The following is a 12752-nucleotide window of genomic DNA, read 5'->3' as shown; positions in this document are numbered from 1 at the left end:
TATCGCTCCTTGTCTTCGGTTGCTTCATTTTACAAGAAAATAACTGAAATGTACACCGCATAAGAAAAGAGGTGTGACAAAAATCTTGTCATACCTCCTTTTTCCGAATAAACAGTGTTCCAAAACAACTCCTCACTATTTGTCAGAGTTAAACGTTTTGCGTCACAATCTCTTTGTACTCTTATTCTTGCACAACATGTACTTTAATCGTCGCAGTTACATCATGATGCAACTTAACTGGTACGTTTGTGTAGCCTAAAGCTCTGATTGGTGTTTCCAATTCTATTTTTCGTTTATCGATTTTTACTTTATATTGTTTGTTCAATCCTTCTGCAATTTGTTTTGATGGGATTGATCCAAACAAACGACTGTCTTCACCAGCTTTTGCTTTAATTTCAACAACTGTGTCTTCTTTTTCAAGAAAATCTTTTAATTTTTTTGCTTCAGCTAAAATTTCGGCTTCATGCTTTTCTTGTGCCTTTTTTTGTCCAGCTAATTGACTAATGCTACCTTTATTAGCTTCCTTAGCTAAATTATTTTTCAATAGATAGTTTTGTGCATATCCAGTTGGAACTTCTTTGACGTCCCCTTTTTTGCCTTTTCCTTTTACATCTTGCAAGAAAATTACTTTCATTTGGCCTACTCCTTGTCATATATTTGATTTATATTCTCATGAATTGCTGCTAATAACCGCTCTTTTGTTTCTTCAACTGTTGTATTTTCCAATTGTGTTGCTGCATTGGTAAAATGACCTCCACCACCTAAAGACTCCATGATGAGTTGGACATTGATTGTTCCACTGCTTCTTGCGCTAATTCCGATCAAACCATCTGTTCGCTTAGTGATAACAAAGGCAGCATTAATATCAATCATTGACAGCAACGTATCAGCTGTTTTAGCGGCAATAACACTATTATACTCTTTCTCATTTGTTCCTGCTGTTACCACAATATCTTTTGTAACATACTCACTGTGAGCAATTAGATCGCTGATTTCTAAATAAGTATCTAAATCAGAGCTTAATAAATATTGTACTAATGACGCATCTGCTCCGCAAGACCTCAAATAACTTGCCACATCAAATGTTCGAGCCGTAGTTCTCACATTAAAACTATTCGTGTCTACGGTCATCCCAGCGAGTAAAAGTGTTGCTTCAAAACGATCAAGTCTATTGGTTCTCGTACTTTGATATTGAATCAATTCTGTTACCAATTCTGAGGCTGATGACGCAGATGATTCAATGTAAGTTAATAATGGTTTATTTGGAAATTCTTCTCCACGTCGATGATGGTCAATGATCACAATCTTATCAAATTGGTCATACAGGCTCTGTGAGATTGATAATGATGGTTTATGATAATCTACCATAACTAATAAGTCATTGTCTTGTTTGATCTCCATCGCTCGCTCTGGCGAAATTATTTGAGCTTCTAGCTCTGGATGCTTGTGAATTTCTTCTAAACACCTAGAAACATCTGGAATAATTTCATCTTCATTAATCACAACGTATGCTTTTTTCTGATTGAAGCGCGCCAAACAACTGACACCAAAAGCAGAACCTAAAGCGTCCATATCTGGAAAACGATGGCCCATAATAAACACATCATTTGTTTCTGTAAATATTTTCCGTAACGCAGTACTCATTGCACGAGATCTTACTCTTGTTCTTTTTACATTTTTCGCTGACTTACCACCATAGTAAGTTGGTTTTGATCCTTCTTGGACTTCTTTTACAACAACTTGATCGCCCCCGCGAACTAAAGCAATATCTAAATTATTCTGTGCTTCGTCGCCAATTTCTTCTAGCGTTTTTTGCCCGTAAGCAACGCCCATACTTAGCGTAATCGGTAAATTTTGTTTTTCTGCTTCAGCTCTCAGCCGGTCTAATAAGTCAAATTTCTTTTCCATCATCTTTTTCAAATCAATCATTTGTGCAAAAAAGAAGAAACGCTCTGCATTTATTCTCTTATAAAAAATATGATATTCATCCATCCAATCAGAAATCAATGTGGTAACAAATGAATTTAGATAAGAAATCTCTTTATCATCTAATTTATCAATTGCATCTGCATAGTTATCAATTGATAAAATTCCGATTACGGGCTGTATATTTGTTTGATGCAATTTTAATAATTGATTTTGTGTGACATCACTGAAGTAGATAACTCCTTTGACCGTATCTAGATCAAACTGAAAGGTTTTGTCTGCTAAATATAATTGATTTTTCTTTTTTTCTTTAGCAGAAAAAAAGGCATCTAATAATTCAGTTTCCGATAATGCACTCTTATCTTTTATATCTAGAGCAAAAGGATTTAACCATTCGATTTTTTGTGTCGTTGGTTGGTAAGCGATTACTCCTACAGGCATAATCTCTGAAACATATGCGAGATTAGTTTCTGCCACAGTCGATGCTTGTTGAATTTTCTCTCGGTTTCTTAAAACTAACCATCGACTCATCTTTAACCAATAACGGAAACAAAGTGCATTCATGATAAATACAATTAATGCACTAATTAATCGAAATGGAAACACTAGAATAACCAAAACTTCTATTAGAATAAACAAAAAAAAGAAGAATGGTCTGGGGGTAAAGTTTAAATTTTCATCTTCCATATTCTCCCTCCCACTAATAATTAGTTCAATTTTACCATATTTTGGTCAATACAAGCGACTAACATCTATATCTGCTCCCTAAACAAAAAAAAGAAACTATAATTCTGCCTTTATATAAAAAAGAAGCAACAATCCCAAAGGATTGTTGCTTCTTTTTTTACAATTTATTAGTCTTCACTAACGAAAGGTAGTAAGCCCATAATACGAGCACGTTTAATTGCAACAGTAAGTTTACGTTGGTTTTTAGCGCCTGTACCAGTTACACGACGTGGCAAAATTTTACCGCGTTCTGAGATAAATCTTTTTAGTAATTCGATATCTTTATAATCGATATATTCAATATGATTAGCAGCAATATAGTCTACTTTACGACGTTTACGTCCGCCTCTTCTTTGTTGTGCCATTCTATTTCCCTCCTATCAATTCGTTTAGAATGGTAAATCATCATCTGAAATGTCAATCGTTGAACTTGAACCAAATGGATCAGTTGTGTCACGATCAAAATCAGGCATACCGTTGGATGATTGAGATGTTTGATTAAAGTTATTGTTTCCACCAAATGTGTTTGTTGATTGGTTTGAGCTTTGGAAACCGCCACTTTGTTGACGATTTTCTGATGCAGAACGAGATTCCAATAATTGGAAGTTATCAGCTACTACTTCTGTAACATAGACTTTTTGTCCTTGTTGATTATCATAAGAACGTGTTTGAATACGACCAGTAACACCTAAAAGTGTACCTTTACGTGCATAGTTAGCCATTGTTTCTGCTGATTTACGCCAAATAACGCAGTTAATAAAGTCAGCCTCTCGATTTCCACTTTGGTTTGTAAAATTACGATTTACGGCCAGAGTAAACGTTGCTACTGCAGTTCCGTTTGATGTGTATCGTAAATCCGGATCTTTAGTCAGACGTCCAACTAGTACAACATTATTAATCAAAATAGTCATCTCCTCTCATCGTTTTCCTTTGTTCCATGTGAAACAAATTAAGCTTCTTCTTTAACAATCATGTGACGAACGATATCGTCGTTGATTTTAGCAAGACGATCAAATTCATTGATTGCACTTGCATTTGATGGAGAAGACACTTTAACGATGTGATAGATACCTTCACGGTAACCGTTAATTTCATAAGCTAAACGGCGTTTTTCCCAATCTTTAGATTCGATAACTTCAGCTCCGTTATCTTTTAAGATTGTATCGAAACGTTCGATTAAAGCAGTTTTTGCTTCTTCATCAATGTTTGGACGAATAATATACATAATTTCATATTTCGTATTTTCCATTGATTTCACCTCCCTATGGACTTTAGGCTCTTGTTATTCCAAGAGCAAGGAGAGTTTTCTAATATAATTAGACTACTCACAATCTTTGATTATACACGCATTACGTCTTTTGCGCAACAAAAAAATAAGAGCACCTTAAAATTTAAGGTACTCTTATTATAGATTGTTTTCAAAAAAATTTTTATTCCTCTGTTGTTTCTTCTGCATCAATTTCTGAATTTACTTCTGTTACTTCTTCAGTCGCTTCAGGTTCAACTGCCGCCATTGTTACAACTTTTGTATCAGCTTCCATTTTCATTAAACGAACGCCTAATGTTGAACGACCAGTTTGAGAGACAGTTGACACATTAAAACGAATAATGACGCCTTTATCTGTAATCAACATAATATCTTCTTCACCAGTAACAGTCGTTAATCCAGCTAAAGGACCATTCTTCTCAGTAATATTGGCCGTTTTAATTCCTTTACCACCACGACCTTTTACAGGATATTCAGATACTTTTGTACGTTTTCCATATCCTTTTTCTGTAATTACAAGAACCTCATGATTTTCTGTCATCAAAGCTGCGCCGATAACATAGTCTTCTTCTCTTAAACGAATTCCCCTTACACCAGAAGCAGTTCTCCCCATATCACGGATAGCTTCTTCTTTGAATGTAACTGAGTAACCATTGTGCGTTCCAATGATAATATTCGATTCGCCATTTGTTAATAAGACATTGACTAACTCATCACCATCTTTTAAGCCAATGGCAATCAAGCCATTACTTCTAATGTTAGAAAAGGCGGTCACTGCTGTCCGTTTTACAGTTCCTAGACGAGTAGTAAAGAATAGATAATGCCCTTCTTCTGCTTTCCCTGTTACAGCAATAATTGCTTGGATTTTTTCACTAGAATCAATTCCAAGTAAATTAATGACGGGGATTCCCTTGGCAGTTCTACCATATTCTGGAATTTCATATCCTTTTGCACGATATACTTTTCCGTTGTTCGTGAAGAATAATAATGTGTCGTGTGTTGAACAGGAAACAAGATTTTTTACAAAATCATCGTTATGAACACCCATGCCTTGTACACCACGTCCGCCACGTCTTTGTGCTCTAAATTCATTATTAGCAACACGTTTGATATAACCATTATTTGTCAAAGTAATAACGATTTCTTCTTCTTCGATTAAATCTTCATCTTCTAAGCTTAAGACTTCACCAACTAAAAGTTCTGTCCGACGTTTATCACCAAACCGTTGATTTAACTCAGCAAGTTCTGTTTTGATAATTTCAGTAATTCGTTCAGGTCTTGCCAAAATATCAGTTAAATCTGCAATCAATTTTAATAATTCTTGATATTCATTTTCAATTTTTTCACGTTCTAAACCAGTTAGTCTACGAAGGCGCATATCTAAAATTGCTTGTGCTTGACGATCTGACAAAGCAAATCGTTCAATCATTGTTGCTTTTGCAATATCATCAGATTTTGATCCACGAATAATAGCAATAATTTCATCAATGTGATCTAACGCAATGCGTAAACCTTCTAAAATATGTGCCCGTGCTTCAGCTTTTTCTTTATCAAAAATTGTACGACGTGTGATTACTTCACGCTGATGTTCAACATAGTTTTCAAGAATTTCTTTCAAGCTTAAAACTTTAGGAACACCTTTTTCAATTGCTAACATATTAAATCCAAACGAGTTTTGCAATGAAGTCATTTTATATAAGTTATTTAAAATAACAGAAGCACTAGCATCACGGCGTATATCAATAACAATACGCATTCCTTCACGAGAAGATTCATCCCGTAAATCAGTAATTCCTTCAATTCGTTTATCACGATGAAGTTCAGAAATTCGTTCAATTAGTTTTGCTTTATTTACCATGTATGGTAATTCTGTGACTAAAATTCTTTCTTTGCCATTCGGCATTTCAGTGATTTCAACTTTTGCTCGAACAGTAATTGATCCTTTACCCGTTTCATAGGCACGGCGTATTCCAGATTTACCCATAACTAGACCGCCAGTTGGGAAGTCTGGTCCAGGTAACACTTCCATTAACTCATTTGTTGTAACTTCCGGATTTTCTATCAACAAATCAATTGCCGCTACAACTTCTGATAAATTATGTGGAGGGATGTTCGTTGCCATACCTACCGCAATACCAGTTGTCCCATTGACCAAAAGATTGGGGAACCGAGCAGGAAGAACTTCTGGTTCCTTTTCCGTATCATCATAGTTACTTTGGAAATCAACTGTATTTTTGTTAATGTCTCTTAGCATTTCCATAGCAATCTTACTCATTCGGGCTTCCGTGTAACGCATTGCGGCAGCTCCGTCACCGTCCACAGAGCCAAAGTTTCCGTGACCGTCAACTAGCATATAGCGATAGCTGAATGGCTGAGCCATCCGAACCATGGATTCATAAATAGCACTATCACCGTGGGGATGGTATTTACCCATAACATCCCCAACAATTCTGGCTGATTTTTTATGTGGTTTATCTGGTGTAACACCTAATTCATTCATTCCGTACAAGATACGACGATGAACTGGTTTCAATCCATCTCGAACATCAGGTAATGCACGAGCTACGATAACACTCATTGCATAATCGATGAAGGAGTCTTTCATTTCATTGGTTAGATTGACATCATGGATGTTTTCACTAAATTTTTCACTCACAATTCTTTTCCTCCTTCATGATTAAATATCTAAGTTTTTAACGTAATGTGCATTTTCTTCAATGAACGCACGACGAGGTTCTACGCGATCTCCCATCAGCATTTCAAAAATCTGGTCTGCAGCAATTGCATCGTCTACAGTTACGCGAGCCATCATTCGATTAGCAGGATCCATGGTTGTTTCCCATAATTGATGATCATCCATTTCCCCTAGACCTTTATAACGCTGAACGTTTGGTTTAGGCGATGCAGGTAAGGAAGCAATAACATTTTTCAAGTCCTCTTCTGCGTTTTTACCTGGTTGAACATAAGTGATTTTCTTTCCTTGTTTTACTCCATACAAAGGTGGCTGTGCAATATAAACATAGCCGGCCTCCACGATTGGACGCATGTAACGATAAAACAATGTTAATAGCAGTGTTCTGATATGAGCACCATCAACATCGGCATCGGTCATAATAACTAATTTATGATAACGTGCTTTTGCTACGTCAAAATCTGCTCCAAATCCTGTTCCCATTGCTGTAAACAGTGAACGAATTTCTTCATTGGCTAAAATTTTATCCATACTTGCTTTTTCAACGTTTAAAATTTTCCCACGAATTGGTAAAATAGCTTGAAATTGACGATCACGTCCTTGTTTTGCTGATCCTCCAGCAGAATCGCCTTCGACGATAAATAGTTCGCATTTTTCAGGATCATTACTTGAACAGTCAGCTAATTTTCCTGGCAAATTACTAATTTCTAGTGCGCCTTTACGTCGAGTAACTTCACGTGCGCGTTTAGCAGCTAAACGTGCTTTAGATGCAAGTAATCCCTTATCAACGATTTGTCGTCCAACACTTGGATTTTCAAGTAAAAATTTCATGAAATGTTCGCTGAACAATCGATCAGTTACAGTACGAACTTCAGAATTTCCTAATTTTGTTTTCGTTTGACCTTCAAATTGTGGATCTGGATGTTTAATTGAAATAACAGCTGTTAACCCTTCACGAACATCTTCTCCAGTTAGATTGTCGTCATTTTCTTTCATCAATTTTTGTTTTCTTGCATAGTCATTAACAACGCGTGTCAGTGCTGTTTTAAATCCAGATTCATGTGTTCCGCCTTCATATGTATGAATATTATTGGCAAAACTCATAATGTTTGAATGATAACCATCTGTATACTGCATTGATACTTCAACTGTGATATCTTGCTGTTCACCTTCCAAATAAACTGGTTCTGGGAACAAAACATTTTTACTGCTATTTAAAAATTCAACGTAGCTCTTAATCCCGCCGTCATAATGATATTCTTTAATAACTGGTTCTTCTTCACGCTTATCTTCAATTGAAATATGCATTCCGCGGTTTAAGAAAGCTAGTTCTCTAATACGCGTTGCTAATTTATTAAAGTCAAAAACAGTTGTTTCAGTGAAGATTTCTGGATCAGGAATAAAATGGACTGTTGTTCCGTGACGATCGGTTGTATCAATAATTTTCAAATCATCGACAACAGCACCTCGACGATATTCTTGATAATAAACATTTCCGTCTTTATAAACTTTTACATCTAATAGCGTAGACAACGCATTTACAACAGAAGATCCTACACCATGAAGACCACCTGATACTTTATATCCGCCACCGCCAAATTTACCTCCGGCATGCAAGATAGTAAAAACTGTTTCCACAGCTGGACGTCCCGTTTTAGCTTGGATATCAACAGGAATACCACGACCATCATCAACTACTGTTATACTATTATCTTTTTCAATAATAACGTGGATAGAAGTAGCAAACCCAGCTAATACTTCATCAATTGAATTATCAACGATTTCCCATACTAAGTGGTGCAATCCTTCAGAACTTGTTGTTCCAATGTACATCCCTGGACGTTTACGAACGGCTTCCAGTCCTTCTAATACTTGAATCTGACTGGCATCATATTCTTTAGCGCGATCCACTAAACTTTTTTCTTCCGTCATTCAGTTTCGTCTCCTTTTATTTTTCCCTGTTGAACATAAAATATTTCTGGTTCAACGGTCATTTTATTTTTTACATGATCAAGTGTTGTCGTTGTTAAAAAGGTTTGGACTTTCCCTTCGATTGTCTCCAACAAATGTAATTGGCGGTTATCATCTAGTTCACTCATCACATCATCCAATAGCAAAATTGGGTACTCACCTGTTTCCTCTTTAATCAAATCGATTTCTGCCAATTTAACACTTAAAGCAGTAGTTCTCTGCTGTCCTTGTGACCCATAAACTTGAACATTTTTTTCATTGATAAAAAAATGAAGGTCATCTCGATGTGGTCCTACAGTTGTCGTACCTCGAAATAGATCCTTTTTTTGATTTTTTGCTAATTCTTCTAAAAATTGTTTTTGAATTTGCTCTTGCGATTGGCTCTCCAAAGAATTAAGCGTCGTCACATATTCAATTTTAAGGTGCTCTTTTTGATGCGTGATTTGTTGATGTAGTGAATTAGCCCAAAACTCTAACTTTTTAATAAACTGGCTTCTAGCTTTCAACACTTTACTTCCAAAATCTGCTAATTGTTCCGATAAAATATCTAGATAAAGCAAATCTGACTGCTTTTTTTCGCTTAATTGCTTTAAATATTGATTTCGTTGTTTCAAAATTGACTGATATTGAACCAAATTATATAGATAAATAGGATTAATTTGACCTAATTCCATATCTAAAAATTTTCGACGTACTTGAGGACTACCTTTTACTAATGATAAATCTTCTGGTGCAAATAAAATGACATTTAGTTGCCCAACATAACTACTTAATTTTTTTTGCTCAATATGATTAATCTTGGTTTTACGCCCTTTTTTAGATAATAAAATCTCTAAAGGAAGTTTAGAAGAACCTTTACTAATTTCACCTTGAACAAGTGCTTGTTCTTGTTCCCAGCCAATTAGTTCTTGTTCACTAGTTGTACGATGACTTCGTGTCATAGCAAGTACATAAATACTTTCTAACAAATTCGTCTTTCCTTGAGCATTTTCACCTAAAAAAATAATCAAATTCTTGGAAAAATCCATAGTCAATTCATCATAGTTTCTATAATTTTTAAGGTGTAGCTTATTCAGCCTCATTATTCACTTTTCCTTTTTTTACCATAAAAAAAGTTCCTACATCTGGAACTTCAATCATCATTCCGGGATAAAGTTTTCTTCCTCGACGGTTTTCTGGTTCACCGTCAACTAAAACAGTATTTTCAGCTAAATACCATTTTGCTTGGCCACCACTGCCAATAACAGTAGTTTCTTTCAACATTTGGCCCAACGTCATAAATTCTGTTTCTAAAATGACTTGTTGTTTCAATATCCATCCCTCATTTTCATTATTAAACATAGCATTATTATACCTTTTTTTGAGGAATAAAACAAATTTTCCTACATATTTTCAAATATAAGAAGATTTGATTCTAAAAAGGTCTTTTGAATAAAAAGAAACAGAAAGCCTTAAAATTGATTTTAGGGCCTTCTGTTTCAAAATTTATTTTTTTGATTTTTTTCAAAGTATTTTTCAAAAGGATGAAAAAAAGATTAATTTGTCCGAACCGGCGTGATCAACTGAATAAATTGAACACCTTCTTCAGCAGGTTCTAATGTGAACGGACGGATAGCTGAAATGAATTTAACTTTGATACTCATATCTCCAAATGCACGTAGAGCAGCTTTCATGTAGTCTGGATTAAATGAAATTTCTAATGGATCTCCACTGCTAGCCGTATAATTTAGGCTTTCTTCTACTTTACCAATTTCAGGCGAGTTTCCGTATAACACAACTGAATCTGAATTAATTGATAAACGAACAATGTTATTGCGGCCTTCGTGAGACAACAATGAAGCACGTTCAATCGCAGCTAATAAGCTTGGTACTGAGAATTCAACTTCCGTATTAAAGCTTGATGGAATTAAACGATTAGTATCAGGATAATTTCCTTCTAGTAAACGAGAATAGAAGAACATTGTTTCAGTTTTAAAAAGCACTTGGTTTTCCATGATACTAATTTCAACAATTTCTTCTTCATTGGTTAACGAGCGAGAAAGTTCAGTCAAACTTTTACCAGGAATAACAATATCAAAATGGTCAGCTGTTTGATCTACTGGAATAACACGTTGGCTCAAGCGATGTGAATCTGTAGCAACTGCTAATAATGATTCATCCGATAAAATTAAATGTACTCCAGTTAAAATTGGGCGACTTTCATGTTGAGAAACAGCAAAAACTGTTTCATTGATCAATTTATTTAATACATGAACAGGTAATTTCATTTGGTTGTGGCTTTCGATAACTGGTAAATGTGGGTAATTATCTGCATCTAATCCATTAACAGTAAAGTTGGCTTTACCAGAAGTAATTGCTACCTGCTTGTTTTCTAAAACTTCTAAAGTAAAGTTTTCTTCCGGTAAACGACGAATAATCTCGCTAAAAAAGCGTGCTTGTAAAACAATTGAACCTGTAGATTCAATTTGCATCTGAGCCTTTTCATTTTCAACAGATAAAAGTGTTTCAATTGAGATATCTGCATTGCTCCCTGTTAACGTTAAACCTTCATCAGTTAACGTAATTTTGACCCCAGTTAAAATTGGGATGGTCGTCTTACTTGAAATAGCTCTTTGAACAGTTTGTAGCTCTTGCATAAAGCTAGCTCGATTTAAAGTAACTTTCATGATGAATCTCCTTTTGCGTAGTTAATTTATTATTAGTTAATTAAAATAATAAAAGTAATAGGGCATGTTAATTTTGTGGAAAACTATTAAAAACATAATAGTCCGTAGAAAAAATCGCTGTGGACAAACTGTGGATAAAAAAAGTAAAACTTTTATCTTTATCCACAAGCTAATTAAGTAAGAAATTTTTGATTTCTGAAACTTCATTTTGCATGCTCATGCTGGAATCCATTAAATGTTGGATTTTTTCATGTGCATGGATGACAGTTGTATGATCTTTCCCACCAAATTCAGCACCGATTTTTGGTAATGAGCTATCTGTGAGTTCACGTGCAAGATACATCGCAATTTGACGTGGGACAACGATAGACTTGACACGTTTCTTTCCTTTTAGATCTTTTAGCTGGACATGATAATACTTAGCAACTTCTTCTTGGATTTGTAAAATAGTCAATTGAGAATGACCTTTTCCAGATTTTAACGTTTTTAAAGCATCAGCGGCCAAGCTAGTTGAAATATCTGCGCTATTAATTGCAGCGAAGGCTTGAACTCGAACCAAAGCACCTTCAAGTTCCCGAATATTTGAATCAATTTGGCCTGCGATATAACTTAAAGTGTCATCTGGAATTTCTAATTGTTCGGCAGCAGCTTTTTTACGTAAAATAGCTGTTCTAGTTTCAAGATCTGGAGGTGTAATATCGACAGAAAGTCCCCAAGCAAAGCGCGAAACTAGTCGTTCTTGCAGTTTTGGAATTTCATTGGGCAAACGATCACTTGTTAAGACGATCTGCTTGCCCTCGTTGTAAAGTGCATTAAATGTATGAAAAAATTCCTCCTGAGTAGCCTCTTTTTCTGCAAAAAATTGAATGTCATCTACTAATAGTAAATCAACATTTCGGTATTCTTGACGAAATTCTTCGGCAGTTTTATTTTGGATCGAATTGATAAAATCATTCGCAAAAGTTTCACTGCTTACGTATTTTACTTTTGCATTTGGCTGGCTTAACAGCATTTGGTGACCAATCGCATGCATCAAGTGAGTCTTCCCTAAACCAACACCACCATAAAAGAAAAGTGGATTGTAAATTGATCCAGGATCTTCTGCTACAACTAATGCTGCAGCATGTGCCATTTGATTTCCTTTACCAATGACAAATGTATCAAAAGTATATTTAGGATTTAACATGGCTTTTTTGATTGGCGCAGCCATGGTGGGCTTCTCCATTTTTTCAGTAATGATTTCTTCTTGTTCAAGCTCATCCCCAGTGACAAAACGTGGAATAATTTCATCTTCAGTCAGCATATAGCCAACTTCAACAATTTTTGTAGCTAGATTTTTTTCCCAATATTCTTTGTGAATCTTACTTGGAACCTCTAAGACAAATTGATGATTGTCTAATGAACGAGGTGTTGCAGTTTCAATCCAAGTATTGTAACTCGCAGGAGATAAATCTCTTTGATAAGTAGTTTTTAATTCGTTCCATAAAGCATCGAGGGATACCAT

At 35.3% G+C, this 12752-nt stretch carries 11 protein-coding genes; all 11 read right to left on the bottom strand.

The features are described 5' to 3' along the window. Positions 1–181: 181 nt before the first annotated feature. The 11 genes from rplI to dnaA all read right to left on the bottom strand — a co-directional run bounded on the left by rplI (position 182) and on the right by dnaA (position 12752). Positions 182–634, bottom strand: a complete 453-nt coding sequence (rplI, locus tag IGJ66_RS00055; RefSeq protein WP_067483646.1) for a 50S ribosomal protein L9 — start codon at positions 632–634, stop codon at positions 182–184. A gap of 5 nt (positions 635–639) precedes the next feature. Next, on the bottom strand, positions 640–2613 hold the full coding sequence (locus IGJ66_RS00050) for a DHH family phosphoesterase (protein ID WP_067483648.1): 1974 nt from the start codon (positions 2611–2613) through the stop codon (positions 640–642). 167 nt (positions 2614–2780) lie between these two features. Continuing rightward, complete coding sequence (gene rpsR / locus IGJ66_RS00045) at positions 2781–3017, bottom strand: 30S ribosomal protein S18 (protein ID WP_016623165.1); 237 nt, start codon at positions 3015–3017, stop codon at positions 2781–2783. Positions 3018–3041: 24 nt separating this feature from the next. Then, positions 3042–3554, bottom strand: coding sequence for a single-stranded DNA-binding protein (ssb, locus tag IGJ66_RS00040; protein WP_067483650.1), 513 nt, complete (start codon positions 3552–3554; stop codon positions 3042–3044). 47 nt (positions 3555–3601) lie between these two features. Then, on the bottom strand, positions 3602–3901 hold the full coding sequence (gene rpsF, locus IGJ66_RS00035; protein ID WP_067483652.1) for a 30S ribosomal protein S6: 300 nt from the start codon (positions 3899–3901) through the stop codon (positions 3602–3604). Between the two features lie 181 nt (positions 3902–4082). After that, positions 4083–6575, bottom strand: coding sequence for a DNA gyrase subunit A (gene gyrA / locus IGJ66_RS00030; protein ID WP_095803320.1), 2493 nt, complete (start codon positions 6573–6575; stop codon positions 4083–4085). Between the two features lie 21 nt (positions 6576–6596). Beyond that, positions 6597–8543: a DNA topoisomerase (ATP-hydrolyzing) subunit B gene (gene gyrB, locus IGJ66_RS00025; RefSeq protein ID WP_067483656.1), complete on the bottom strand. Its 1947-nt coding sequence runs from the start codon at positions 8541–8543 to the stop codon at positions 6597–6599. Further along, a complete protein-coding gene (gene recF / locus IGJ66_RS00020) occupies positions 8540–9664 on the bottom strand; it encodes a DNA replication/repair protein RecF (RefSeq protein WP_075491781.1) in 1125 nt (374 codons plus the stop codon). The genes gyrB and recF overlap by 4 nt, the downstream gene beginning before the upstream one ends. Beyond that, positions 9651–9893, bottom strand: a complete 243-nt coding sequence (gene yaaA / locus IGJ66_RS00015; RefSeq protein WP_067483660.1) for a S4 domain-containing protein YaaA — start codon at positions 9891–9893, stop codon at positions 9651–9653. The genes recF and yaaA overlap by 14 nt, the downstream gene beginning before the upstream one ends. A 224-nt stretch (positions 9894–10117) precedes the next feature. Then, the gene (gene dnaN / locus IGJ66_RS00010) at positions 10118–11248 is read right to left on the bottom strand and encodes a DNA polymerase III subunit beta (protein ID WP_067483663.1); all 1131 of its coding nucleotides are present in this window, start codon (positions 11246–11248) and stop codon (positions 10118–10120) included. Between the two features lie 169 nt (positions 11249–11417). Next, positions 11418–12752 (bottom strand): chromosomal replication initiator protein DnaA, encoded by a 1335-nt coding sequence (gene dnaA, locus IGJ66_RS00005; protein ID WP_067483664.1) that lies wholly within the window; start codon positions 12750–12752, stop codon positions 11418–11420.

This window comes from Enterococcus sp. DIV0176 (genome assembly GCF_050528535.1).
GTDB lineage: Bacteria > Bacillota > Bacilli > Lactobacillales > Enterococcaceae > Enterococcus_B > Enterococcus_B thailandicus.
The sequence above is the reverse complement of the archived record's forward strand: the minus strand, read 5'-3'. Positions and strand labels throughout refer to the sequence as shown.